Origin of the sequence: Massilia sp. H6 (assembly GCF_024802625.1) — a bacterium.
Classification (GTDB): Bacteria; Pseudomonadota; Gammaproteobacteria; order Burkholderiales; family Burkholderiaceae_D; genus Telluria.
Genome location: NZ_CP103371.1, coordinates 3,944,913 through 3,970,402, shown reverse-complemented (window position 1 = coordinate 3,970,402; position 25,490 = coordinate 3,944,913). Strand labels below are relative to the sequence as shown.

Below are 25,490 nucleotides of genomic sequence, written 5' to 3'. Positions count from 1 at the left end.
CGCGCACCCAAGTGCGCACAGTCCCATTCTAGCGCGCTCCGCCCGGTCCTGGCACGGCCGGCATCGACAAATTGCGACCCGCCGTGCATATGCGTGCGCACTGTCCACGACAGCGCCATTCATGAAAGGTTCCGTGCGACATGACCCACAGTGCTAGGCTATGCTGACGGCGCCCGCCAGCCGACCCGGCAGGCGCATTTTTTTCCGCTTTCCGTAGGACCCTCGATGCCGCTCGAACGAACTGCGCGTGACCGGATGGCGCTGGCCCATCCGTGCGGTGCGGCCCGCACAGCTTGCTCCGCTCGCCCACCGATGGACCGGCATGTCGATGCATGCGGGTCGCGCGCGCCAGTCCCGGCACCGGAGAGTGCATGAGCGCGCGCCATTCGATCCGTGCCAAGCTGGTGACGGCGGTCATGACGACCACGCTCGCGGCGCTGCTGGTGTCGATTGCGATCATCATTGGCTACGACCTGCGCAGCTACCACCGCACCCTGGTCAACGACCTCGCTACCCAGGCCGAGCTGGTAGGGCACATGACCTCGGCCGCGCTGAGCTTCGACGATCCGCGCCTGGCCAATGAAAACCTGGCGCTGCTGCGCACCCGTCCGCAGGTGCGCGCCGCCGCCATCTACGACGCCAGCGGCGCGCTGTTCGCCTCTTACCGCGCCAGGGGCGAGGAGCGCGCGCTGCCGGCCGCGCTGGCGGCGGCCGACCCGGACCACGTCGACGACGACGACATGATCATCCAGCAACGCATCGTCGAGAATGGCGACATCGTCGGCACCGTCTACCTGCGCGCTGAAAACCAGCTATTGGCGCGCACTATCGACTACCTGAGCATTGCCGCCGGGGTAACGCTGCTGGCGATGGGCGTGGCCTGGCTGCTGGTGCGCCGCATGGGGCATGTCGTGACCGCGCCGATCGTGGCCATCACCGAGATCGCGCGCGAGGTCGTCGCCACGCGCGACTATTCGCGCCGCGCCCCGCGCATCAGCGACGACGAGGCGGGCGAGCTGGTCGACTCTTTCAATGCGATGCTCACCGAGATCGAAGGACGTACGCGCGAACTTGAAACTTCCAGCGCCGACATCGCGCACGAGGTCCAGGAACGCTCGCGCGCCCAGCAGGAAGTGATGCGCCTGAACGAACAGCTCGAGCACCGCGTCGACGAGCGCACGCTGCAGCTGGCACTGGCCAATGCCGAACTGGCCAACGCGATCGAGCAGGCGCGCAGCGCCAACCAGGCCAAGTCGGCCTTTTTGTCCTCGATGAGCCACGAGTTGCGCACGCCGCTCAACGCGATCCTTGGATTCGCCCAGATCCTCACGTCCGACACGCTACCCTCGACCCTCGAGCAAAAAAAGGAATTCGCCAACCATATTCTCAAGTCCGGGCGCCACCTGCTTACCTTGATCAACGAAATCCTCGACCTGGCCAAGGTGGAGTCGGGCACGGTGACGCTGTCGATGGAGCCGGTGCCGCTGGCCGACACGCTGCGCGAATGCCACGCCATGGTGGCGCCGATCGCGGCTGCGCGCGGGGTGCGCATGCTGTTTCCCGAAGCACCCGGTGCGGTGGTGCTGGCCGACCGCACGCGCTTGACGCAGGTGCTGCTCAACCTGTTGTCGAACGCGGTGAAATACAACCGCGACGACGGCGCCGTGGTCTTGAGCTGCGAGCAGGTCGGCCCGGGCAAGCTGCGCATGGCGGTGCATGATACCGGCAGCGGCCTCGATGCGGAGCAGGTGGCGAGCCTGTTCCAGCCCTTTAACCGGCTGGGCCAGGAGGGCGGCAACCAGGAGGGCACCGGAATCGGCCTGGTCGTGACCCGGCGCCTGGTCGAACTGATGGGCGGCGAGATGGGCGTTACCAGCAGCCCGGGCGTGGGCAGCGTGTTCTGGATCGAGCTATCCACGACTGCGCCGCTGGCGGCGCCGCTGCAGCCTGGCGCAGCAGCGGTACTGCCGGCGGCGCTGGCCGCGCCGGGCCAAGGCGAACCGCGGCGCGACCCGCATGTGATCCTGTATATCGAGGACAATCCGGCCAACCTGCGCCTGATCGAAGAGATCGTGCGCTTTCGCGCCGACCTGCAGCTGCTGTCGGCGCCCGACGGCCGCGTCGGCCTGTCGCTGGCGCGCTGCCACCATCCCGAGATTATCCTGCTCGACCTGAACCTGCCCGGCCTGAGCGGCATCGAGGTGCTGCGGCAGTTACGCGCCGACCCGGCCACCGCGGCCATTCCGGTGATCGCCCTGAGCGCCAACGCCATGTCGCGCGATATCGAGCGCAGCCAGGAGGCAGGGTTCAACCGTTACCTGACCAAACCGATCGACATCGACCAATTCACCGAAGCGATCAACAGTACGCTGGCGGCGCTCCATCCCGTGGGAGCGCAGCCGGCCGGAAGGAAGGCCGAATGATTTCATTGTCCGACATCCGCCGCGCGCGCCTGCTCGTGGTCGACGACGAACCCGTCAACGTCCAGTTGCTCGAATACCTGCTCAAGACCACCGGTTACGAGAACGTGTTCAGCACCAACGATCCGCGCCAAGTGGTATCCCTGCACCTGAAGCACCGCTTCGACCTGATCATCCTCGACCTGCACATGCCCGGCATGGACGGCTTCGACGTGATGGAGGCGCTCAAGCCGCTCGAGAGCGAATCATGGCTGCCGGTGCTGGTGGTGACGGCCGAGCCGGACAAGAAGCTGGCGGCCCTGGAGGCCGGCGCGCGCGACTTTATCGGCAAGCCCTTCGATACGGTCGAAGTCATGACCCGGATTCGCAACCTGCTCGAGGTGCGCCTGCTGCACCGCGAGTCGCACGACTACGGCATGGCGCTGGAGCGCGAAGTACGCGAACGCACCGCCGAGCTGGCGCGCTTTCGCGGCGCGATGGATGCGACCCTCGACGCGATCTTCCTGATCGATACCGCCAGCATGGCGATCGTCGACGTCTCCGACGGCGCCTGCCGCATGCTCGGCTTCTCGCGCGATGCGCTGTTGCGGATCGACCCGGTGGCACTGGGCCTGGGCACGCGCGAACTGCTCGAGCGCCACCTCGCGGCCGACGCGCCGGCGCACCAGGTATATGACTCCGCCGCCGCGCAAGAAGGCGCACACGCGCTGCGCCTGGACACCCTGCCGGGCGACATCGTCGAGACCGAACTGCTGCGCGCCGGCGGGCAGGGCGCTGTGCCGGTCGAGATCAGCTGGAAGCTGCAAGACCTGGGCAAGAGCCGCATGCTGATCGCGGTGGCACGCGACATCAGCGAGCGCCTGCATGCGCAGCAGCGCCTGCGCCACATGTCGCACTACGATGCGCTTACCGGTCTGCCGAACCGTACGCTGTTCTTCGAGAATTTGAACGATGCGATCGAGCTGGCGCGCGACAAGAGCTGGCGGGTGGCGGTGCTGTGCATTACGCTCGACCGCTTCAAGATCATCAACGATTCGCTCGGGACCGAGCTGGGCGACGAATTGCTGGGCCAGTTCAGCACCCGGCTGGTGCGCTGCGTGCGCCTGCGCGAATCGGCGGGCCGCCTGGGCGGCGACGAGTTCGCGCTGTTCTTGACCATGACGCGCGACCAGCAAGAAGCCGTGAACATGGCCAACGACGTGCGCGAAGCGCTGCGCGCCCCATTCGACCTGCACGGCCAGCACGCCGCGCTCACCGCCAGCATCGGCATCGCGATGTATCCGGAAGATGCGCTCGAACCGGGCAACCTGGTGAAATACGCCGACGCTGCGATGGTGCGGGCCAAGGAAGCGGGCCGCGACGGCTACCGTTTCTTTACCGCCGGCATGAACGTGCAGGTGCTGGCGCGCCTCGACCTGGAACTGGCGCTGCGCGGCGCGCTCGAAGATCAGCAGTTCGTGCTGTACTACCAGCCCAAGCTCGAGCTCAATACCGGCCGCGTGTCGGGGGTGGAAGCGCTGCTGCGCTGGAACCGGCCGGGCTACGGTCTGGTGTATCCGGCCGAATTCGTGCCGATCATGGAAGAGACCGGGCTGGTGGTGCGGGTCGGCGCCTGGATCGTCGACGAGGCCTGCCGCCAGATCGCCGCCTGGAGCAGCGACGGCCTGCGCGATCTGCGGGTGGCGGTGAACGTCTCGAGCCGCCAGTTTGTCGAAGGCGACCTGGAAGGCGTGATCCGCGCCGCCCTCGAGCGGCATGGCGTGGAACCGGCACTGCTGGAGCTGGAGCTGACCGAAAGCGCACTGATGTCGAACGCCGAGCACACCATCGAGGTACTGGGACGGTTGCGCGCGCTGGGTATCCGGATCTCGATCGACGACTTCGGCACCGGCTATTCGAGCCTGGCCTACCTGAAGCGCTTCCCGATCGACAAGCTCAAGATCGACATCGCCTTCGTGCGCGACATCGTGACCAATCCGGACGATGCGGCGATCGCAACGGCCATCATCAGCATGGCGCACAGCCTGCACATGCAGGTGATCGCCGAAGGGGTCGAGACCCGGGCCCAGATGGCCTACCTGCGGCGCCACCGCTGCGACGAGATCCAGGGGTTCCATTTTTCGCGCGCGCTGCCGGCGGGCGAGCTGGCGCGCCTGGTGCAGGACAATCGCGCCCAGCCCGACACGCCGCCCACGCACGACGACAAGGTGCAGACCTTGCTCGTGGTGGACGACGACGTCAATGTACTGACCTCGCTGCACCGCCTGTTCAGGCGCGATAGTTACCGGGTATTGACGGCATCGTCACCGGCGGAAGGCTTCGAGTTGCTGGCGCTGTACCGGGTGCAGGTGATCCTGTGCGACCAGCGCATGCCGGTGATGAATGGCACCGAGTTCCTCAGCAAGGTCAAGGAGATGTATCCGGAGACCATCCGCATCATCCTGTCCGGCTGTACGGGCGTGGACACGGTGCTCGATTCGATCAACCGCGGCGCGATCTATCGCTTCTATACCAAGCCCTGGCACGACCTGCAGCTGAGGGAGAATATCCGGCTGGCGTTCCGGCATTACTGGCTGACCTATGGGCCCTATGATGACCGCAAGGCGCCGCGGGAAGACGAGAGCGCGAACGCTGATTGACGGCGTGGCTGGATGTTGCCGGTGCCTTTAACTGAAATGATCCCAGCCGCGCAGTGTCAGGTCGAGCCGCGCGCCGCTGGCGTCGACCAGCCGCAAGCCCGGCTCCGCCTCGATCCGCCCAACACGGGTGACGGGCGTGCTGCTGCGTCGTCCCGCCTCCAGCACGGCGTCGCGATGGCCCACCGGCGCCGTGAAGCACAATTCGTAGTCGTCCCCGCCCGCCAGCGTGAACCGGCGCCGCAGCGCCGTTTCCTGCAGCGCCAGCACCGGCCCGGCCGGCAGCGCATCGGCGTCGAGCGTGGCGCCGACCCGCGAGGCGGCCAGGATATGTTCGAGGTCGCCCACCAGCCCATCTGAAATGTCGAGCGCGGCGTGCGCAATCGGCTGCGCTGCCAGGGCCAGGCCGAGGGCCACCCGCGGTGACGGCATGTGCATCCGCAGCGCCGCCTGCGCCTGCGCAGCGGGACCGAGCGTGACTTCTTGCCACGCCGCTGCCAGCGCCAGGCGCGCGTCGCCCAGCGTCCCGGAAATCCAGATGTCGTCGCCGATCCGCGCGGCATCGCGCCGCAATGCATGCCCCGGCATCAGTTCGCCGAAGACGGTGATGCAGATGTTGAGCGGCCCCTTGGTGGTGTCGCCGCCCACCAGTTCGCAGTCGAAGGCGTCGGCCAGCGCGAACAGGCCGCGCGAGAAGCCGTCGAGCCAGGCGGGATCGGCCCCGGGCAAGCTCAGGGCCAGCGTGAAGCCGAGCGGGCGCGCACCCATCGCCGCCAGGTCCGACAGGTTCACGGCCAGGCTTTTATGGCCAAGCATGAAGGGATCGGCGCCGGCGAAGAAATGCCGGTCTTCGACCAGCATGTCGGTAGAAATGGCCAGCTGGTGGCCCGGCGCCGGGGTGAGCAGGGCGCAGTCGTCGCCGATGCCCAGGTCGGCGCGGCCGGAGCGATCGCGCTGGAAGTATTGCTTGATGAGGTCGAATTCGGAGAGCATCTGCGTATTGTAATGCCGGCATCGCTCGGCACGCCGCATACTATTAGCCAGGCAACTAGATCGAGCTCGACTATTTGCTTGTCTAATAGTTCGATCGGCGGCTAGTTGAAAATACGTAGACCTTGCCAAGTGCCGGTCTGATAAAATTGGAGGTTCCCCTCTAGTATCAGGAAAGCTGCCCAGCATGGATTCGTCATCGGATAAAAAAGAAGAATTGCGTCAGCAACTGCGTGCTGCAGCGCTCGAGTACCACATGATTCCTCGCCCCGGCAAGATCAGCGTGACCCCCACCAAGGGCTTGCTGAACCAGCGCGACCTGGCCCTGGCGTACTCGCCGGGCGTGGCCGCGCCCTGCGAAGAAATCGTCAAGGACCCGGCCAATTCGTACAAGTACACGGCGCGCGGCAACCTGGTGGCCGTGATCACCAACGGCACCGCCGTGCTTGGCCTGGGCAATATCGGTCCGCTGGCCTCGAAGCCGGTCATGGAAGGCAAGGGCGTGCTGTTCAAGAAATTCGCCGGCATCGATGTCTTCGATATCGAGATCAACGAGAACGACCCGGACAAGCTGGTCGACATCATCGCCGCGCTCGAACCGACCTTCGGGGGCATCAACCTCGAGGACATCAAGGCGCCCGAATGCTTCTACATCGAGCGCCAGCTGCGCGAGCGCATGAAGATCCCGGTCTTCCACGATGACCAGCACGGCACCGCCATCATCGTCGGCGCGGCCATCCTGAACGGCCTGAAGGTCGTCAACAAGGATTTGAAAAGCTGCAAGCTGGTGGTTTCCGGCGCCGGCGCGGCCGCACTGGCCTGCCTCGACCTGATCGTCGATCTTGGTTTTCCGATCGAGAACATCTTCGTCACCGATTTGGCCGGCGTGGTCTACAAGGGCCGTGCCGAACTGATGGACCCGGACAAGGAACGCTTCGCCCAGGAGACGGCGCACCGCTCGCTGGCCGAAGTGATTCCCGGCGCGGATATCTTCCTGGGCCTGTCGGCCGGCGGCGTGCTCAAGCCCGAGATGGTCGCCAGCATGGGGCCGAACCCGCTGATCCTGGCGCTGGCCAACCCGAATCCGGAAATCCTGCCGGAAGACGTCAAGGCGGTGCGCAGCGACGCCATCATCGCCACCGGCCGCTCGGACTACCCGAATCAGGTCAACAACGTGCTGTGCTTCCCCTACATGTTCCGCGGCGCGCTCGACTGCGGCGCCACCACCATTACGCGTGAAATGGAAATCGCGGTGGTGCATGCGATTGCCGACCTGGCGCATGCCGAGCAGTCGGACATCGTGGCCTCGGCCTATGGCATCACCAACCTGTCGTTCGGTCCGGAATACCTGATCCCGATGCCTTTCGATCCGCGCCTGCTGACCCACATCGCCCCGGCCGTGGCCCGGGCCGCGCAGGAAGGCGGCGTAGCGACGCGCCCGATCGCCGACATGCAGGCCTACGAAGAGACGCTGCAGCAGTTCGTGTACCGCAGCGGCACCTTCATGAAGCCGCTGTTCTCGGTGGCCAAGGCCGCCCAGGCGGAAATCAAGCGCATCGTCTACGCCGAAGGCGAGGACGAGCGCGTGCTGCGTGCGGTGCAGGTGGTGGTCGACGAAAAGCTGGCGCGCCCGATCCTGGTCGGCCGTCCGGCGGTGCTGGCAAAGCGCATCGAGAAATTCGGCCTGCGCCTGAAGCTTGGCGAGCATGTCGACGTCATCAACCCCGATTTCGACACCCGCTACCGCGAATACTGGGAGGCCTACCACGCGATCGGCATGCGCAAGGGCGTCACCGCCGACCTGGCCAAGCTGGAAATGCGCCGCCGCCATACCCTGATCGGCGCCATGATGGTGCACAAGGGCGATGCCGATGGCCTGATCTGCGGCACCTACGGCAATACGCTGATGCACCTGTATTACATCGACCAGGTGCTGGGCAAGCGCGCCGGCACCAACGTGTATGCGGCGATGAACATCATCATCACGCCGGAGCGCCAGCTGGCCATTCTCGACACCCACGTCAACGAGAATCCGAACGCCGAGGAAATCGCCGAGATGACCATCATGGCGGCCGAGGAACTCGAGCGCTTCGGGATCCAGCCGCGCGCGGCGCTGCTGTCGCATTCGAACTTCGGCTCGTCCAACAGCGAGTCGGCCAAGAAGATGCGCGCCGCGCTGGCGATGGTGCTTGAAAAAGCGCCGAACATGCAGGTCGATGGCGAGATGCACGGCGACGCCGCGATCGACGCCAAGCTGCGCGCCAAGGTGATGTCGAATTCGACCCTGCAGGGCGACGCCAACCTGCTGGTCATGCCGAACATGGATGCCGCCAACATCTCGTACAACCTGCTCAAGACCGCAGCCGGCAATGGCATTGCCGTCGGCCCGGTGCTGCTGGGCTGCGCACGTCCGGTGCACATCCTGACGCCGTCGGCGACGGTGCGCCGCATCGTCAACATGACGGCGCTGTGCGTGGTCGACGCAGTGTCGCAGCGTTAATATTGCAACGTTAGCCGGTCCTGAAAACCGCACCGGGCCAGGTCCCGGTGCAGCAGGCCCGCGCACCCTGGTCGGACGGCGTCCGGGGGCAATGTCGCACGATGTCGCCATTTGTCCCCGCGCAAATACAACGGTAACAAACCGTAAGCGGGCGACGTGCCCTCACCGTTTCAAGGCATAATGGCTAAATAATCGTTGCATTTATTGCACCAGTTTCTATGGTGCAATGCTGCGACTTTTCCTCTCTGTTACAATTCCGGCTTGCCATTCTCTGGCGGCCTGCAAGACCATCTTCTAGAACCCAAGAACATGCACACAACAAAAAGAGCCCTGATCACTGGTATCACCGGCCAGGATGGCGCCTATCTGGCCCAGATCCTGCTGGAAAAAGGTTATCACGTGACCGGCACCTACCGCCGCTCCAGTTCCGTCAACTTCTGGCGGATCGAAGAACTTGGTATCGAGAAGCACCCGAACCTGTCGCTGGTCGAATACGACCTGACCGACCTGTCATCGAGCATCCGCCTGGTTGAAAATGCCCGCCCTGACGAGGTATACAACCTCGCGGCCCAGAGCTTCGTCGGCGTGTCGTTCGAACAGCCGCTGGCTACGGCCTCGATTACCGGCCTGGGCGCGGTTAACCTGCTCGAGGCGATCCGCATCGTCAACCCGAAGATCCGTTTCTACCAGGCATCCACCTCCGAGATGTTCGGCAAGGTCCAGGCCATCCCGCAGATCGAAGACACCCCGTTCTACCCGCGCAGCCCCTACGGCGTCGCCAAGCTGTACGCGCACTGGATGACGGTGAACTATCGCGAGTCCTACGATATCTTTGGTTCTTCGGGCATCTTGTTCAACCACGAATCGCCGCTGCGCGGCCGTGAGTTCGTCACCCGCAAGATCACCGATTCGGTCGCCAAGATCGTGCTCAACAAGCTCGACGTGCTCGAGCTGGGCAACCTCGACGCCAAGCGCGACTGGGGTTATGCCAAGGAATACGTCGAAGGCATGTGGCGCATCCTGCAGGCCGACGAGCCGGACACCTTCGTGCTGGCGACCAACCGCACCGAGACCGTGCGCGACTTCGTTACCATGGCGTTCAAGAGCGCCAGCATCGACCTCGAATTTAGCGGCTCCGGCGAAAACGAAACCGGCCACTGCGTCCGTACCGGCAAGGCGCTGGTACGCGTGTCGCCCAAGTTCTATCGCCCGGCCGAAGTCGAGCTGCTCATTGGCGATCCGGCCAAGGCCAAGCGCGTGCTTGGCTGGGAGCCAAAGACCACGCTCGAGGAGTTGTGCCAGATGATGGTCGACGCCGACCTGCGCCGCAACGAAATCGGCTTCTCGTTCTGATATGGAGCGCGTCGCCACGGATGATATCCCGGCGTTTATCGGCGGGAGAGAAGGCGAAGGGCGCCGCGCGCTGATCACGGGCCTGCGCGGGTTCACCGGCTATTACCTGGCGCAAGAATTGAGCGCCGCCGGATACCGTGTCTTTGGCACCGTGTTGCCGGGCGAGGAGCTCGGGCCCGACATCCACGCGGTCGACCTGTGCGACCGCGAAGCCGTGGCCCGCATCGTCGACGAGGTGCAACCGGATGTGGTCGCGCACCTGGCCGGCATTGCCTTCGTGGCGCATGCCAATTCCGAGCTGATCTACCGCGTCAACGTGGTCGGCACGCGCAACCTGCTCGAGGCGCTCGCGCTTGGTGCGCACCGCCCCACCAGTGTGCTGCTGGCCTCGTCGGCCAATATCTACGGCAACGCCAGCGTGTCCGTCATCGACGAGAGCGTCCCGCCTTCTCCCGCCAACGACTACGCCGTCAGCAAGCTGGCCATGGAGTACATGGCGCGCCTGTGGATGGACAAGCTGCCGATCATCATCGCGCGCCCGTTCAACTATACAGGCAGGGGGCAGGACGAAAACTTCTTGCTGCCGAAAATCGTCTCGCACTTCCGCCGCAACGAGCGCCGCATCGAACTGGGCAACCTGGCGATCGCGCGCGACTTCTCCGACGTGCGCATGGTGTCGCGCGCCTACCGCCGCCTGCTGGCGGTGGCCCCCAGCGGCGAAGCCTTCAATGTCTGCTCCGGCTCGTCGCATTCGCTGGCCAACCTGATCGACATGATGGGCCAGATCGCCGGCTACCATATCGAGGTGCAGGTCAACCCGGCTTTCGTGCGCGCCAACGACGTGCTCACGCTGGCCGGCAGCAACAGCAAACTCACTGCCGTCATCGGCCAGCTCGAACCGACCCCGCTGTCCGAGACGCTGCGCTGGATGTACCTGGCGTGAGCGAGGGCGGCCTTACCGTCGGACTCGGAGCGACCATGATCGAACCGGGCCTGACCGGCGGTCGCCTCGATGGCATCGGGGTCTATACCCGCGCGCTGATGCGCTACCTGCCCCCGCTCGGCGCCACCGTGGTGCCGTATTCCTGGCCGCGTGTGCAACTCGGCAGGGATGCTGGCGGCAGCGGCATCAGCGTTGGCCAGCCGATGCCGCAATCCTTCGAGGCCGCCTCCCTGATCGATCTGGCCACGCCGCGCGCGCACCGCGTCCATATGCCGGCCGACCTGTTCCACGTCACCGACTACCGCATCGTGCGCATGGACTGCCCGGTGGTGGCGACCCTGCACGACGCGCTGCCCATCAAGTATCCCGAGTGGTGCAGCCCACGCCTGCGCGGCCTGAAGAACTGGTTGCAGCGCAAGGCCACCACCAAGGCCGACCATGTGATCGCGTTGTCGCATTTCGCGATCGACGAATTGGTCGAATGTTTCGGGGTAGATCGCAAGCGGATCTCGGTGGTGTACTGCGGGGTCGACGACGAATGGCTGGAGCCGCCCGACGACGCGGCCGTGGCCGCGACCCTGGCCGCGTATGCGCTCACGCCCGGCTACTTCCTTACCGTCGGCACCCTGCAGCCGCGCAAGAACGTCGGCCGCCTGCTCGACGCCTGGCTGATGCTGCCCAAGGCGCTGCGCGACGAACGCGCGCTGGTGGTGGTGGGCGCGCGCGGCTGGCGCTGCCAAGAACTGGTGGCGCGCCTGGAAGCCACGCGCGCGCTGGGAGAGAACATCGTCTGGCTCGACCAGGTTACCGATGCGCGCCACCTGCGCCACCTGTTTTTGGGCGCCGGTGTGTTTGTCTTTCCTTCGCTGTACGAAGGCTTCGGCATCCCGGTGGTCGAGGCGTTTGCCTCGCGCGTGCCGGTAGTGGCCTCGAACGCCAGCTCGCTGCCAGAAGTGACCCAGGGCGCCGCGCTCGATGTCGATCCACTCGATGCAGGCGAACTGGCCGCTGCCATGCGCACGCTGGCGAACGATAGCACCGAGCGCGCGCGCTGCATCGCCGCCGGTCGCGCCCGCGCCGAACAACTCACCTGGCATGCCACCGCACGGCAAACCGCCGAGGTGTACCGAACCGTCCTTTCGCAGTAAGCTTCCAACATGCGCGTCCTACATTTCTACAAGACCTACTATCCGGACTCGGTCGGCGGCATCGAACAGGTGATCCGCCAGCTGTGCGTCGGCACGACGCGCCTGGGGGTGACCAATACCGTGCTGTCGCTGTCGCGCCATAAAGACCTGGCGCCAATCCACGTCGATGGCCACACGGTGTGCCGGGTACCGCTCGATTTCGAGATCGCGTCGAACGCCTGCTCGCTGGCGGCACTGGGTGCGCTGGCGCGCATGGCCAACCAGGCCGATGTCGTGCACTACCATTTTCCCTGGCCCTTCATGGACATGGCGCACTTCGTGTCGCGCGTGAAGAAGCCCACCGTGGTCAGTTACCACTCCGACATCGTGCGCCAGAAGCACTTGCTGCGCCTGTACCAGCCGCTCAAGCACCGCTTCCTGCGCAGCGTCGACAGCATCGTCGCGGCCTCGCCCAACTACCTGGCCTCGTCCACCGTCCTGGCGCGCTACCGCGACAAGACGCGTGTGATTACCTATGGCCTGGACAAGGCTACCTACCCGAGCGCCGATCCATGTCGCCTGGCGCATTGGCGCGCCCGGGTCGGGCCGAAGTTCTTCCTGTTCGTGGGCGTGCTGCGCTACTACAAGGGCCTGCACATCCTGCTCGAAGCAGCCGCGGGACTCGATTATCCGATCGTCATCGTCGGCACTGGCCCGGAAGAGCAGGCCCTGAAGGAACAGGCGCAGCGCCTGGGACTCAAGCATGTGATCTTCACCGGTGCCGTGGACGAAGCCGACAAGGCGGCGCTGCTGAGCCTGTGCTACGCGCTGGCGTTTCCCTCGCACCTGCGCTCCGAGGCCTTTGGCATCTCGCTGCTGGAGGGTGCGATGTATGGCAAGGCGATGATCTCGTGCGAGATCGGCACCGGTACCACCTATATCAATATCGGCGGCGAGACCGGCCTGGCGGTGCCGCCATCGGACCCGCGTGCCTTGCGCGGCGCCTTGCACACGCTGTGGGAAAACCCCGAGCTGACGCGCCGCATGGGCGCGCGCGCCGAGGCGCGGTATCACGAGCTGTTCACCTCCGAGCAGATGGCGGCGAACTACACCGCGCTGTACCAGGAGCTGGTGGCGCGCAAGGCGCCTGCCAGTGCCGACGCAAATGTCGGACTGGCTGGATTGCCGCCAACGCCCTGAGCTGGCGTGCGCTTCTGCGCATACCCTCTGTCGCGTCGACACCACCAGTTCGTCACATGCAGTGTGGAAATTCACACCACCTGATATGCTGTCTTCACCGACGCGCAAGCGTTGTCAGGCGATTCGAATGTTGCTCATCAGGTCCACATGTTTGGTTCTCAGTCTGGTATGCGGGTCGGCCCTGGCCGCTGTGCAGCCGGCTGAACCGCCGCGCCTGTACATCACGACCGAGGTCATGGCGCCTTCAAGCATGCTCGACCAGGGGCGGGTGGTCGGCATCGCCACCGACAAGGTCCGGGAAGCGATGAGTCGCGCAGGACTTGCCTACACCATCGACGTACTGCCCTGGAAGCGCGCCTACGCGGCGGCGCTCCAGCGGCCCGACGCCTGCGTCTATTCCACTACCCGCACACCCGAGCGCGAGGACTTGTTCAAGTGGGTGGGCCCGACCGCTATCGCCCAATGGGTCTTGATGGCGCGCGCCGACCATGAGCTGCAGTTGCGCAGCCTGGACGACGCACGCGGCTTGCGCATCGGCACGCATAATGGCGATGCGCGCGACGCCTATTTGCGCGCCCGCGGCATGATCACCGACCCCACTTCCAACGAACTGTCCAACCCGCAAAAGCTGCTCCTGGGACGCATCGACCTGTGGGCAGCCAGCCAGCGTAGCGGCAGCAACGTGCTCACGCGCTATGGCTTCGACAAGCAAATCGTGCCGGTATTGGTGTTCAAGGAAATCGGAGTCTACCTGGCCTGCAACCGGGCAGTGCCAAACGACGTGATCGGCCGGCTCAACCGCGCCTTCTACCAGATAGCACAAGACGGAACGGGACGGCGCATCGAGCGCCGCTACGAGAACTGGGTGCCCGAAGCGCGCGTGCGCTGAACTGGCTAAAACGGCCGGCGCTGGGTGTCGGGATTTCTTACAGCGTAGAAGCGAGTGACAGCGGCGAACTGCGCTGCGAAAGATGGGTCTTGCGGGATTGCCATGCAGTTGGGGTGGTGCCTCCGGCCGGAATCGAACCGGCACGCCTTACGGCGCTTGATTTTGAGTCAAGTGCGTCTACCAATTCCGCCACAGAGGCCCAACAGCAGGCGCGAATCTTAGCACATGCCGTACCCAACTGACCAGTACTAGCGCGCTTGCGCCCGACTATCTGATGTCCGCCCGATCGAAAGCCTCAGCAAACGATGCGCTGCTGCAGCAATCGCAGGCTGCCCACCGGCCCCTTGACCTGCAGCGCATGCGCGGTGACGGCGACTTCAATCGCGCCCTCGCGGCCGCGTAGCCAGGGCCGCGGGCGGAAATAACTGATGCGGTCGGGGTCGGAGGCTGTGCGGCGATAACCCAGCGAGGTGAGGGCGTCGTCGAGCGTTTTGATCATGTAACGGGCGTCGAAGTGGGTATTCATCTCGAAGCGGCCGGGCCCCATCATGGCCACTGGCAGCATAGCGCCAGCCAGGGCTGGCACCACGATGAAGGGCAAGGGCGTGCCCGGATCGATGGCATGCAGCACCAGCATCAACAGTGGCAAGCCCAGGGCCAGGGTCAGGAGCCAGGGCAGCAGCTGGCGCCAGGTCGCCCGGCGGCCGAGGAAAAAGGGGCGTTCGTGAATCCGAACAATTTCGGAAAATGTAATACTTTTCAAGTTGGTCTCCTCGCAGCGCTGCTGGACTGGTGGGCCGCACGACATCGGATGCACTCGATTCAATCTAATCACCAGCCCAATGGAGAGCTTGATCGAGCTCAAACACCGTCTCACTGGAGAAAAGTTCCCCGTCGGCTGGCGTGCCTCACGCAAATGAAATAACAATGCACGAATCGTGCCAGCAAAAATCCGCCGGCGGTGAGGCGGCGGTTGCAGCTTGCGAGGCGAGCGGGGTGTTATCGGCTACGGCGGAACAGCCGGAAGCGTTCGTCGCGGTCGGAGGCGCGCCGGCCCTCCCATAGCAGGGTGGCGCCGCGCACGCCATGGCGGCGCGCGAGAATGTTGTCGTCACGATGCTTGATGCTGTCCTGGAGCAGCACGTAGTTGCACTCCCCGCCGCCCAGACCGGCAAAAGGCAGGCGGCCAAAATAGGCAAACGAAGCGCGCTGGGCCGGTCCGACATTGGTATCGATGCAGCCGGCATCGGGCGGCAGGCGCGCCGCGATTTGCTGGGCGACGCCGGCATAGCTCTTGCTGTAGTTGAGGTCGGGCAGGAACAGCGTCATCAGCAGTACCCACACCAGGATCAGACCGCTCGAGGACAGCACCACCGCGCGCCATAGTACCGAAGGCTGGCGCGACAGGCGCCAATGTACCAGCATGATCCAGCCGATGCTGGCCGCGGCCGCCACCATGAAGGCAATGATGCCAACTTCGGGCTTGAAGCCGGGTACCAGCTTGAGCGCGTTCTTGGCCAGCTGCGCGGGCCAGCCGGTCAGCTTGGCGATCCAGAACAGCCAGATCAGCGCGCCGAGCATGGTCAGCACCATGACCGAGAACCAGTCGATCGCATTGATGGTGCCGCGCTTCATGGTTGGCAAACCGAAAGCGGCCATCAGCGCCAGTGGCGCCAGCATCTTGAGAAAGTCGGCGTTTTCCGGCTCCGGATCGCACAGCATGAGCAGCGCCAGCGCCCCGAAGAACATTACCGGCATCACAATGTGCAGCAGGTGCTGCTGGCGCCGCCAGGCCCAGAGCGCCCACAATGCAAACGGCCAGGCCGGCCAGAAATACCACACTCCAATACGCAGGAAGCCTTTCAGCGAGGCCCAGCCCGGCAAGCCGATCTGGCCGGCATTCCAGGCCAGCCATTCGCCCACTGGCGACAGGCCGTAGGGCTTGAGGCTGGCCGCAGGCAGGATCCAGACCAGGGTGATCAGAAACGCGACGCCTGCCGCGATGCCCAGGTGGCGCACCGTCGCGGCCGTGTGCAGCTTCAGGTAGCGCGTGCAGGCGAACAGCGCCAGCACCAGCATGACTGGCGGCATGAAGCCGCGCGTGAGCGCCAGCGCACCGAGGGCCAGGCCGACCAGCACCGCATTGCGGGTGCTGGCGTTTTCGACATAGCGCACCGCGCGGTACAGGAAATAGGCGAGCAGGGCACCCTGCAGCGTCGCAGCCAGGGTCAGGTGACTTTGCACCAGCAAGCCCAGGCAGCCGAGGTAGATCAGAACCGCGGTGTCGCCCAGGGTGCGGCCGTAGTCGTCGGGCTCCGGCTGGCCGCCGAAGGCCAGCCGCAGCGGCTGGGCTTCGGCGCGGCGGCCGAGGTGAAAAGCGGTGTACCAGAGCGACATCGCGCCGGTGACGAAGATGCCGATGGTCGAGACGCGCGCAGCGAGCACGTCGCCCAGGATCGGGCCGAACAGCTTGATGCATAGTGCGCCGAGCCAGAATGCCAGCGGGCCTTCCTGGCTGGCCGCCAGGCCGGCGATATTCGGGTACAGCCAGTCGTCCAGGCCACCATGCGCCATGGTCCACATGATGCCGAAGGGGCCGGCGTCTTCCTTCCACGGGTCGCGGCCGATCAGGCCCGGCAGGATGTACAGCATGCCCAGCGCGAGCAGGGCCCAGCGGGGCAGCGCCAGCGTGGCGGCGGCGGGAAGGCGGACGGGTTTCATCGGTCAGTCTGTTGCGGGATGAGAATAGTCGCGTAGTATAGCCGCGAAAAAAAAAGAAGCCGGTGAACCGGCTTCTTCTCTGGCAACGCCGGGCGCAGTGGCCCGGGTGTGCAGGTCGTGCTGTGACCGATCAGCCGTTGGCGACGGCGGTCTTCGAACCGACTGCGCCGAACTTCTGGCGGAACTTCTCGACGCGGCCAGCGGTGTCGACGATCTTGTGCTTGCCGGTGAAGAACGGGTGCGATTCAGCCGAGACTTCGATCTTGACCAGCGGATATTCTTTGCCTTCGTGCTGGATCGTATCGCGGGTGTTGATGGTCGAACGGGTGACGAACTTGAAGTCGCACGACAGGTCGTGGAACACGACGTCACGGTAAGTTGGGTGGATATCGGTCTTCATGGTATTGCTTTCTAAGAGTTGGTAGCCAAACAGCACTTCGGCGGTCGTCCTGCTTCTTGACCCGATTGCCGCTCACTTGCCAGGGTGGACTGAACCGAAGATTATAAATTGGTTTGGGGTCGAAGGCAACGCTACTGCCGCGCTTGCGCTTGCGCTTGCAACAGCATCCGCGCAAACGACAAAAGCGGCCCGCAGGCCGCCTCTGGCGCGTTGCTGCGTCGGTGCTTAGCCGCCGCGGCGCATCATGTCGAAGAATTCGACATTGTTCTTAGTCGCGCGCATCTTGTCGAGGATGAACTCCATCGCTTCGATCTCGTCCATCGAGTACAGCAGCTTGCGCAGGATCCAGATTTTTTGCAGCTGGTCCGGCTTGATCAGCAGTTCTTCGCGACGGGTACCCGATTTGTTCAGGTTGATCGCCGGGTAGACGCGCTTTTCGGCCAGGCGGCGCTCGAGGTGCACTTCCATGTTGCCGGTGCCCTTGAATTCTTCAAAGATCACGTCGTCCATGCGCGAACCGGTTTCGATCAGCGCGGTAGCGATGATGGTCAGCGAGCCGCCTTCTTCGATATTGCGGGCGGCGCCGAAGAAACGCTTCGGACGCTGCAGCGCGTTGGCGTCGACACCACCGGTGAGCACCTTGCCTGAAGCCGGGATCACGGTGTTGTAGGCGCGTGCCAGGCGGGTGATCGAGTCGAGCAGGATGACCACGTCTTTCTTCATCTCGACCAGGCGCTTGGCTTTTTCCAGCACCATCTCGGCGACCTGCACGTGGCGGGTAGCTGGCTCGTCGAAAGTAGAGGCGACGACTTCGCCGCGCACCGAACGCTGCATCTCGGTCACTTCTTCCGGACGCTCGTCGATCAGCAGCACGATCAGCGTGCAGTCCGGGTGGTTGGCCGTGATCGCGTGGGCGATATGCTGCAGGATGACCGACTTGCCCGACTTGGGCGAAGCCACCAGCAGGCCGCGCTGGCCCTTGCCGATCGGCGAGATCAGGTCGATGATGCGGCCGGTGATGTTTTCCTGGCCGTTCATGTCGCGCTCGAGCCGCAGCGGCTCGTTCGGGTGCAGGGGCGTCAGGTTTTCGAACAGGATGCGGTGCTTCGAGGCTTCGGGCGATTCGCCGTTGACCTTGTCCACCTTGACCAGCGCGAAATAGCGCTCGCCGTCTTTCGGCGTGCGCACTTCACCTTCGATCGAGTCACCCGTATGCAAGTTGAACCGGCGGATCTGCGACGGCGAGATATAGATATCGTCGGTCGAGGCCATGTAGCTGGCGTCAGGCGAGCGCAGGAAGCCGAAGCCGTCGGGCAGCACTTCGAGGGCGCCGTCGCCGAAGATCTGCTCTCCGCCCTTGGCGCGCTTCTTCAGGATCGCGAACATCAGTTCCTGTTTGCGCAGGCGTGCTGCGTTGTCGATGTCGAGGCCGATAGCCATCTCCAGCAGCGCGGAGACGTGCATTGCCTTCAGTTCAGATAAATGCATGTTTGTGTGGGTGTCCCGTGACGGGAAAGTAAAGGTAGGGGAGGGAACAACGTGGGTTCGTTAAACTGCGTCGGACTGGAAGCGCCGGAGCCGGCTGGCTTCCCGATAATGACGGCAACGCGGGCGCGCTGCCGTCGCTATGGTATCAGATGTTGCTGTCGATAAACTGCGTCAATTGACCCTTGGCCATGGCGCCGACTTTCTGGGCTGCCACTGCGCCGTTCTTGAACAGGATCAGGGTCGGGATACCGCGGATGCCGAACTGGGCCGGTACGGCCTGGTTCGCATCGACGTCTACCTTGGCGATGACCAGCTTGCCTTCGTATTCTTTGGCGACTTCTTCGAGGATCGGTGCAATCATCTTGCACGGACCGCACCACTCGGCCCAGAAGTCGACCAGTACCGGAAGCTCGGATTTGAGCACTTCGGCATCGAAGTTTGCATCGCTGATATGTTTAATGTTTTCGCTCATAGGTTCCTCAAAAGAGGTAAGGATCAATTAACGGCTCGCGGCCAATGCCGATCCTGCGTATTCCTGGCCGGCTTTCCTTGCATTGCGCATTGCGCATGCCATTGAATAATTTAATGTTACACAATGGTGGAGGCACTGTGTGCACGATTCAATATGGAAGGACGGCAAGGGGATGTCAGGCGGGGATGTGCCGAATAATACCCCATTTTTTTAAAATGGGTAGGTAGCTTGTACAAAATCTCAACATTGCACCGCGCGCCGTAACTGCTCGGCCGCAACCGGCTTGCGGAAGGCACCCGCCACCTGCAGCCCAATGGCGCGGGCCAGCTCGGTGGCGGCGTCGCGCACCCCGTCCTCGAGCGCCGACACCAGGATCACCCGGCCGCGGAAACCTTGCCCGGCCGCCGCCTGCAAGAATTCGATGCCGTCCATGTCGGGCATGGCCAGGTCGCAGATCAACAGGTCGGGGGCGTGGCGCGGCAACTCGGCCAGTGCCGAGCGGGCGTCGAGTTCGGCATGAACATCGAAGGACCCGAAGTCTTCCAGCATATCGCGCAGCATGGCAAGCATGAAGCGGTCGTCGTCCAGCAGCAACACGCGTTGCGACGCTTTATGCGACGCGGCGGCGAACGGGGCGGGCGGAGAAGCTGGCATCATGGAGGCAAAGCGTTGGCGGCGGTTGGAACCCGGCCATTATGGCGAAGTTTTCTATTGTCGTGGAAATATTGAACAATAGTGTTGCACGACAGTTGCTCGATAGTTGCAGCGGCCCCGCCGCGAACTCAGACGCTGCCGGTAAACCGCGCCAGATGGCCCGGATGCCACATCGTCGCGGTCGACGCCACCCGTCCGCCGGAAGTGGTGCGCCGATGCAGCACCAGGCAGGCCAGGCCAGGCTCGACCGCCAGCATGTCCGCGATGTCGTCCGGGGCAGGCTGCGCCTCGATGCCATAGGTGGCGCCCTGCAGCGGAGCGGCCGCCATCAGGTGCTCGTTGGGCGTGATCGTGCAGAAGTCCTGCTCCAGGTAATGGGGCGCGCAGGCCGGGTTGACCCAGCGGTCTTCGACCTGGATCGGCACGTCGTTCTCGAAGTGCACGATCACCGAATGAAAGAGCGACATGCCCGGCGTCAGCCCGAACCCGGCAGCGAGCTCATCTAACGCAGGCTCTTCGCGCAGCAGGCGCACCTGGCTGCGGTGGATACGGCCGCGCGAGCGGATCTCGTCGGCGATGTTGCGGATCTCTACCAGCGTGGCCTGGTATTTTTGCGGCGCGACGTAGGTTCCCGAACCCTGGCGGCGCGTCAGCACCCCCTCGGCGGTAAGCTCGCGCACCGCGCGGTTGACCGTCATGCGCGAGACCCCGAACTGGCGCACCAGCGCCTGCTCCGAGGGTACCAGGTCGCCTTCTTTCCTGCGCCCGGCCACGATTTCGCCGACCAGGTAATCCTTGATGCGCTGGAAAACTGGCGTGCTCTCTTGCGCGGTGTATTCTTCCAAATTACTCTCCGGGGAGCGGTCGGTGGGCTATGCGGCGGGGATGCCGCCGGCATCGATTTTAGCATCGCCATTCGAAAGCAAGACCCGGAGTGCCCGCGGGGCGCAACAGCGCTAGGCTGCTTTCATCGCTACCGAACCGGGAACCACCATGCATGCCATGACCAGCATTGACGACACCGATGATGCCCGCTGGGCCGCCGTGCAGCGGCGCGACCCCGACGCCGACGGCCGGTTCTATTACTCGGTCAGCACGACCGGCGTGTACTGCCGGCCCTCGTGCCCATCGCGCGGCGCGCTGCGCGCCCATGTCGCCTTCCATCCTGACTGCGCCGCCGCCGAAGCTGCCGGCTTTCGCGCCTGCCAGCGCTGCCACCCTGCGCTGCCGCCGCTGGCCGAGCGCCAGGCACAAGCGGTAACGCGCGCCTGCCGCCTGATCGATGCGGCCGAGGCGGCCATTGACCTCGACAGCCTGGCACAGGCGGTCGGCATGAGCCGCTTTCACTTCCACCGCATCTTCAAGGCGCATACCGGGATCACGCCCAAGGCCTACGCCAGCGCGCGCCGCACGGCGCGCCTGCAGCAGGGCCTGGGGACGGCCCAGAGCGTCACTGCTGCGCTGTACGACGCCGGTTTCGGCTCGAGCGGCCGGCTGTACGAAGCCAGTGCCGGCGCGCTCGGCATGACCCCTGGCCGTTACCGCGCGGGCGGCCAGGGCGAGACGATCCGGTTCGCGGTCGGCGCCTGCTCGCTGGGCGCGATCCTGGTGGCGGCCACCGAGCGCGGCATGTGCGCGATCCTGCTGGGCGACGAGCCGGAGCCGCTGGTGCGCGACCTGCAGGAGCGCTTCCCGCGGGCCGAACTCAAGGGCGCGGAGCCCGCTTTCGAGCAGACCGTGGCGCAGGTTGTCGGCCTGGTCGAGGCGCCACACCTGGGGCTGGACCTGCCGCTGGACGTGCGCGGCACCGCCTTTCAGCGCCGCGTGTGGGAAGCGCTGCGCGCGGTGCCGGCCGGCACCACCGTCAGCTATGCCGAGCTGGCCGAACGCGTCGGCCTGCCCGCGGGAGCGCGCGCCGTGGCCGGCGCCTGTGCGGCCAACCCGGTAGCGGTGGCGATTCCCTGCCACCGCGTGGTGCGCCAGGACGGCGCGCTGTCTGGCTATCGCTGGGGCATCGAGCGCAAGCGCACCCTGCTCGAACGCGAGGCCGGGGGCTGAGGCCCGGCTCGGCTCCGGGCGCTGTTCCGGCTGCCGGCATTGCGATACACTGCCTGGTGCCACGCCCACCAGGCCTGGAATCCCTTCAATACGGAGAAAAGAAAAGCATATGCGCGCGCGCCGGTCCCCCCTGTCTTCCCTGATTGTCCTTGCCGGCCTCGGCGTCCTTGGTGTGACGGCAGCGGCCCACGCCGACACGGTCATTGCCAACGCCAACGGCTACACCCTCAACAGCAAAGGCGAGCTGGTGCAGTTCAGCGCGCTGGCCTATGACGACAAGGGGCGCATCACGGCTGTCGGCACGGCCGCCGAGGTCGCTGCCAGGGCACCGGGCGCGCGCCAGGTGGACATGGGTGGCCGTACCGTGCTGCCAGGCCTGATCGACGCCCACGGCCACGTATTCGGCCTGGGCCAGCAACTGACCCAGCTCGATTTGTCCGGCACCACCTCGCTGGCCGATGCGACCGCCGCCATCGCCACCTATGCGCGCGCGCATCCGGGCCTGGCCTGGATCCGCGGCCGCGGCTGGAACCAGGAAAACTGGAAGCTGGGGCGCTTCCCCACCGCCGCCGACCTGGATCCGGTCGAATCGAGCCGCCCGGTATGGCTCGAGCGCGTCGACAGTCACGCCGGCTGGGCCAACAGCCGCGCGCTGGCGCTGGCCGGCATCACGAAATCCACGCCCGATCCGGCCGGCGGCAAGATCGAGCGCGATGCCAATGGCGAGGCCACCGGCGTGCTGATCGACGCCGCACAGGAGCTGGTCACGAAAGTGATGCCAACCCAGACCGAGGCCGAGGGCCGCAAGGTGCTGGAGCGTTCGCTGCAGGAAATCGCCCGGGTCGGCTTGACCAGCGTGCACGATGCCGGCGTCAGCGTGGCCGAAGACCGCCTGTACCGCGCTTACGCCGACGACAACAAGCTGACTGCACGCATCTACGGCATGATCGGCGGCACCGACAAGGATTTTGACCAGTTGGCAAAAAATGGACCACTGCGCGATTACGCCAACGGCATGTATGCGCTGCGCGCGGTCAAGCTGTATTCCGACGGCGCGCTGGGCAGCCGCGGCGCCGCGCTCGTCAAGCCGTACAGCGACGAAGCGCATTCGCACGGCCTGCTGTTCTTCAAGACCGCCCAGATGGACGCCATGATGACCAAGGCCATGCGCAAGGGTTACCAGGTCAACGTGCATGCCATTGGCGACGCCGGCAACAAGCAGATCCTCGACATCTACAAGAAGCAGGTCGCTGCCACCAATAGCGGTGCCCAGCGCCACCGCATCGAGCACGCCCAGGTCGTCGCGCCAGGCGACATTGCGCGCTTCAAATCGATCGGCATCATTCCGTCGATGCAGCCGACCCACGCCACGTCCGACAAGAACATGGCCGAAAACCGGGTCGGGCCGGAACGCATCAAGGGCGCCTATGCCTGGCGCAGCTTCCTGCACCAGGGCTCGCGCATTGCCTGCGGCTCGGATTTCCCGGTGGAGTCGCCCAACCCCTTCTTCGGCATTCACGCCGCCGTCACCCGCATGGACGCCAGCGGCCAGCCAGTGGCCGGCTGGTACCCGAACCAGGCGATGTCGCTCAAGGAAGCCTTCCGCTGCTTCACGCTCGATGCGGCCTATGCCGGCCACCAGGAAAACACCCTGGGCTCGCTGGAGCCGGGCAAGCAAGCCGACTTCATCGTGATCGACCGCGATCTGTTCAAGATGCCGACTTACGACATCCACAAGACCGGCGTGCTCGAGACCTGGGTCGGCGGCAGGCAGGTGTTCAAGAAATAGGGATTCAACCGGCGCACCCCGCTGGATGGGCAGGTGTTCCTGCCGATCCAGCGGGGCAGCGCAAAGCGCGCACCAAAACCGGTTGACTTGGTTGTATAGACAACCTAGACTTCATTGCTGCACTTCCACCCAGGAGCCGCCATGAGCCAACCAACGTCGCAAGACCCACGCTTCGATCCGACCCGATCCATCCGCGCCCCGCGCGGCACCGAGCTTTCCTGCAAGAGCTGGCTCACCGAAGCCGCTTACCGCATGATCCAGAACAATCTCGACGCCGAGGTCGCGGAAAATCCGCAGGCGCTGGTGGTCTACGGCGGCATCGGACGCGCTGCCCGCAACTGGGAATGCTATGACCAGATTTTGGCCTCGCTGCGCGAACTCGAAGACAACGAAACCCTCCTGATCCAGTCCGGCAAGCCGGTCGGCGTATTCCGCACCCACCCGGACGCGCCGCGCGTGCTGCTGGCGAACTCCAACCTGGTGCCAAAGTGGGCCGACTGGGACCATTTCAATGAGCTCGACCGCAAGGGTCTGTTCATGTACGGCCAGATGACCGCTGGCAGCTGGATCTATATCGGCACCCAGGGCATCGTGCAGGGCACCTACGAGACCTTCGCCGAAGCCGGCCGCCAGCACTTTGGCGGCGACATGGCCGGGCGCTGGATCCTGACCGCGGGCCTGGGCGGCATGGGCGGCGCCCAGCCGCTGGCCGCGAGCTTCGCGGGGGCAGCGTCGCTGACGGTTGAATGCCAGCAGGCCAGCATCGATTTCCGCCTGCGCACCCGCTACCTCGACCGACAGGCAAAAGACATCGACGAGGCGCTGGCCATGATCAAGCACGCGGTCGAGCAACGCGCAGCTGTTTCCATCGGCCTGCTCGGCAATGCCGCCGACGTGCTGCCGGAGCTGGTGCGGCGCGCGCGGGCAGGCGGCATCAAGCCCGACCTGGTCACCGACCAGACCTCGGCGCACGACCTGGTCAATGGCTACCTGCCGAGCGGCTGGACGGTGCAAGAATGGAAGGCCGCCCAGCAGGACCCTGGCCAGCACGCGCGGCTGGTGGCCGATGCCGCCGCATCGTGCGCGCTCCACGTGCGCGCCATCCTCGACTTCAAGGCGATGGGCTGCCACGCGGTCGACTACGGCAACAACATTCGCCAGGTGGCGAAAGACCAGGGCGTCGAGAATGCCTTCGACTTCCCCGGCTTCGTGCCAGCCTATATCCGTCCCCAGTTCTGCGAAGGCCGCGGCCCGTTTCGCTGGGTGGCGCTGTCGGGCGACCCGGAAGATATCTACAAGACCGACGCCAAGATCAAGGAGCTGTTTCCGCAGAACGCGCAGGTACACCGCTGGCTCGACATGGCGCGCGAGCGCATCGCCTTCCAGGGCCTGCCGGCGCGTATCTGCTGGCTCGGCCTGGGCGAGCGCCATCTGGCCGGCCTGGCCTTCAACGAGATGGTCCGCAGCGGCGAGCTGAAAGCGCCGATCGTGATCGGCCGCGACCACCTCGATACCGGTTCGGTTGCCAGCCCGAACCGCGAAACCGAAGCAATGCGCGACGGCACCGATGCGGTCTCTGACTGGCCGCTGCTCAACGCCCTGCTCAACACCGCCGGCGGCGCCACCTGGGTGTCGCTGCACCATGGCGGCGGGGTAGGCATGGGCTATTCGCAGCACTCGGGCGTGGTGATCGTGGCCGATGGCAGCGACGCCGCCAGCGAACGCCTGGCGCGGGTCCTGGTCAATGACAGCGGCTCGGGCGTGATGCGCCATGCCGACGCCGGCTACCAGAGCGCGATCGACACGGCCAGGCGCAACGGCCTGAACCTTCCGATGATCAAGTAAGAGCG

Annotated in this window: 19 protein-coding genes and 1 tRNA gene; 11 read left to right on the top strand and 9 right to left on the bottom strand. The window is 65.0% G+C overall.

Going from position 1 to position 25,490, the window contains the following annotated elements; all coding sequences use genetic code 11:
• Nucleotides 1–371: 371 nt before the first annotated feature.
• Together NRS07_RS17775 and NRS07_RS17770 are read left to right on the top strand one after the other, a co-directional pair.
• Nucleotides 372–2,423 (top strand): ATP-binding protein, encoded by a 2,052-nt coding sequence (locus tag NRS07_RS17775; RefSeq protein WP_259209358.1) that lies wholly within the window; start codon nt 372–374, stop codon nt 2,421–2,423.
• Nucleotides 2,420–5,059 (top strand): EAL domain-containing protein, encoded by a 2,640-nt coding sequence (locus tag NRS07_RS17770; RefSeq protein WP_259209356.1) that lies wholly within the window; start codon nt 2,420–2,422, stop codon nt 5,057–5,059. The genes NRS07_RS17775 and NRS07_RS17770 overlap by 4 nt, the downstream gene beginning before the upstream one ends.
• 27 nt (nt 5,060–5,086) lie before the next feature.
• On the opposite strand, the gene thiL is transcribed toward NRS07_RS17770, so the two are convergent.
• Nucleotides 5,087–6,049, bottom strand: coding sequence for a thiamine-phosphate kinase (gene thiL / locus NRS07_RS17765; protein WP_259209354.1), 963 nt, complete (start codon nt 6,047–6,049; stop codon nt 5,087–5,089).
• 184 nt (nt 6,050–6,233) lie between these two features.
• On the opposite strand from thiL, the gene NRS07_RS17760 reads away from it, so the two are divergent.
• The 6 genes from NRS07_RS17760 (at nt 6,234) to NRS07_RS17735 (ending at nt 14,058) form a co-directional block, all read left to right on the top strand.
• Nucleotides 6,234–8,546 carry an NADP-dependent malic enzyme gene (locus NRS07_RS17760; protein WP_307729904.1) on the top strand — a complete coding sequence of 771 codons (2,313 nt, stop codon included), beginning with the start codon at nt 6,234–6,236 and terminating at the stop codon, nt 8,544–8,546.
• A gap of 309 nt (nt 8,547–8,855) precedes the next feature.
• On the top strand, nt 8,856–9,899 hold the full coding sequence (gene gmd / locus NRS07_RS17755; protein WP_259209352.1) for a GDP-mannose 4,6-dehydratase: 1,044 nt from the start codon (nt 8,856–8,858) through the stop codon (nt 9,897–9,899).
• A 1-nt stretch (nt 9,900) separates the two neighbouring features.
• On the top strand, nt 9,901–10,842 hold the full coding sequence (locus NRS07_RS17750; RefSeq protein WP_259209350.1) for a GDP-mannose 4,6-dehydratase: 942 nt from the start codon (nt 9,901–9,903) through the stop codon (nt 10,840–10,842).
• Nucleotides 10,843–10,877: 35 nt separating this feature from the next.
• Nucleotides 10,878–11,990 (top strand): glycosyltransferase family 1 protein, encoded by a 1,113-nt coding sequence (locus NRS07_RS17745; RefSeq protein ID WP_259209348.1) that lies wholly within the window; start codon nt 10,878–10,880, stop codon nt 11,988–11,990.
• A 9-nt stretch (nt 11,991–11,999) separates the two neighbouring features.
• A complete protein-coding gene (locus NRS07_RS17740; protein ID WP_259209346.1) occupies nt 12,000–13,169 on the top strand; it encodes a glycosyltransferase family 4 protein in 1,170 nt (389 codons plus the stop codon).
• A gap of 151 nt (nt 13,170–13,320) precedes the next feature.
• Nucleotides 13,321–14,058, top strand: coding sequence for an ABC transporter substrate-binding protein (locus NRS07_RS17735; RefSeq protein WP_259209344.1), 738 nt, complete (start codon nt 13,321–13,323; stop codon nt 14,056–14,058).
• Nucleotides 14,059–14,172: 114 nt separating this feature from the next.
• On the opposite strand, the gene NRS07_RS17730 is transcribed toward NRS07_RS17735, so the two are convergent.
• From NRS07_RS17730 to hutC, 8 genes are all read right to left on the bottom strand, one after another.
• Nucleotides 14,173–14,257: transfer RNA gene (locus NRS07_RS17730), tRNA-Leu, on the bottom strand.
• Between the two features lie 96 nt (nt 14,258–14,353).
• Nucleotides 14,354–14,821 carry a hypothetical protein gene (locus NRS07_RS17725; RefSeq protein ID WP_259209342.1) on the bottom strand — a complete coding sequence of 156 codons (468 nt, stop codon included), beginning with the start codon at nt 14,819–14,821 and terminating at the stop codon, nt 14,354–14,356.
• A 236-nt stretch (nt 14,822–15,057) separates the two neighbouring features.
• Nucleotides 15,058–16,779: a glycosyltransferase family 39 protein gene (locus NRS07_RS17720; RefSeq protein ID WP_259209339.1), complete on the bottom strand. Its 1,722-nt coding sequence runs from the start codon at nt 16,777–16,779 to the stop codon at nt 15,058–15,060.
• A 130-nt stretch (nt 16,780–16,909) separates the two neighbouring features.
• A complete protein-coding gene (locus tag NRS07_RS17715; RefSeq protein WP_259209337.1) occupies nt 16,910–17,179 on the bottom strand; it encodes a type B 50S ribosomal protein L31 in 270 nt (89 codons plus the stop codon).
• 225 nt (nt 17,180–17,404) lie between these two features.
• Nucleotides 17,405–18,667, bottom strand: a complete 1,263-nt coding sequence (rho, locus tag NRS07_RS17710) for a transcription termination factor Rho (protein WP_259209334.1) — start codon at nt 18,665–18,667, stop codon at nt 17,405–17,407.
• A gap of 145 nt (nt 18,668–18,812) precedes the next feature.
• Entirely contained in the window at nt 18,813–19,139 is a 327-nt protein-coding gene (gene trxA / locus NRS07_RS17705; protein WP_259209332.1) for a thioredoxin TrxA, read from the bottom strand.
• A gap of 240 nt (nt 19,140–19,379) precedes the next feature.
• Complete coding sequence (locus tag NRS07_RS17700) at nt 19,380–19,796, bottom strand: response regulator (protein WP_259209331.1); 417 nt, start codon at nt 19,794–19,796, stop codon at nt 19,380–19,382.
• Between the two features lie 125 nt (nt 19,797–19,921).
• Nucleotides 19,922–20,638: a histidine utilization repressor gene (hutC, locus tag NRS07_RS17695; protein WP_259209329.1), complete on the bottom strand. Its 717-nt coding sequence runs from the start codon at nt 20,636–20,638 to the stop codon at nt 19,922–19,924.
• 148 nt (nt 20,639–20,786) lie between these two features.
• On the opposite strand from hutC, the gene ada reads away from it, so the two are divergent.
• The 3 genes from ada (at nt 20,787) to hutU (ending at nt 25,485) form a co-directional block, all read left to right on the top strand.
• Entirely contained in the window at nt 20,787–21,851 is a 1,065-nt protein-coding gene (gene ada / locus NRS07_RS17690; RefSeq protein ID WP_259209327.1) for a bifunctional DNA-binding transcriptional regulator/O6-methylguanine-DNA methyltransferase Ada, read from the top strand.
• Nucleotides 21,852–21,960: 109 nt separating this feature from the next.
• Nucleotides 21,961–23,640, top strand: coding sequence for an amidohydrolase (locus NRS07_RS17685; protein ID WP_259209324.1), 1,680 nt, complete (start codon nt 21,961–21,963; stop codon nt 23,638–23,640).
• A gap of 141 nt (nt 23,641–23,781) precedes the next feature.
• Nucleotides 23,782–25,485 (top strand): urocanate hydratase, encoded by a 1,704-nt coding sequence (gene hutU / locus NRS07_RS17680; RefSeq protein ID WP_259209322.1) that lies wholly within the window; start codon nt 23,782–23,784, stop codon nt 25,483–25,485.
• Nucleotides 25,486–25,490 lie beyond the last annotated feature (5 nt).

Coding starts and splice junctions, on each gene's coding strand:
- NRS07_RS17775 (WP_259209358.1), top strand. CDS start 372: ATGAGCGCGCGCCATTCGATCCGTGCCAAGCTGGTGACGGCGGTCATG.
- NRS07_RS17770 (WP_259209356.1), top strand. CDS start 2,420: ATGATTTCATTGTCCGACATCCGCCGCGCGCGCCTGCTCGTGGTCGAC.
- thiL (WP_259209354.1), bottom strand. CDS start 6,049: ATGCTCTCCGAATTCGACCTCATCAAGCAATACTTCCAGCGCGATCGC.
- NRS07_RS17760 (WP_307729904.1), top strand. CDS start 6,234: ATGGATTCGTCATCGGATAAAAAAGAAGAATTGCGTCAGCAACTGCGT.
- gmd (WP_259209352.1), top strand. CDS start 8,856: ATGCACACAACAAAAAGAGCCCTGATCACTGGTATCACCGGCCAGGAT.
- NRS07_RS17750 (WP_259209350.1), top strand. CDS start 9,901: ATGGAGCGCGTCGCCACGGATGATATCCCGGCGTTTATCGGCGGGAGA.
- NRS07_RS17745 (WP_259209348.1), top strand. CDS start 10,878: ATGATCGAACCGGGCCTGACCGGCGGTCGCCTCGATGGCATCGGGGTC.
- NRS07_RS17740 (WP_259209346.1), top strand. CDS start 12,000: ATGCGCGTCCTACATTTCTACAAGACCTACTATCCGGACTCGGTCGGC.
- NRS07_RS17720 (WP_259209339.1), bottom strand. CDS start 16,779: ATGAAACCCGTCCGCCTTCCCGCCGCCGCCACGCTGGCGCTGCCCCGC.
- NRS07_RS17715 (WP_259209337.1), bottom strand. CDS start 17,179: ATGAAGACCGATATCCACCCAACTTACCGTGACGTCGTGTTCCACGAC.
- rho (WP_259209334.1), bottom strand. CDS start 18,667: ATGCATTTATCTGAACTGAAGGCAATGCACGTCTCCGCGCTGCTGGAG.
- trxA (WP_259209332.1), bottom strand. CDS start 19,139: ATGAGCGAAAACATTAAACATATCAGCGATGCAAACTTCGATGCCGAA.
- NRS07_RS17700 (WP_259209331.1), bottom strand. CDS start 19,796: ATGATGCCAGCTTCTCCGCCCGCCCCGTTCGCCGCCGCGTCGCATAAA.
- ada (WP_259209327.1), top strand. CDS start 20,787: ATGCATGCCATGACCAGCATTGACGACACCGATGATGCCCGCTGGGCC.
- NRS07_RS17685 (WP_259209324.1), top strand. CDS start 21,961: ATGCGCGCGCGCCGGTCCCCCCTGTCTTCCCTGATTGTCCTTGCCGGC.
- hutU (WP_259209322.1), top strand. CDS start 23,782: ATGAGCCAACCAACGTCGCAAGACCCACGCTTCGATCCGACCCGATCC.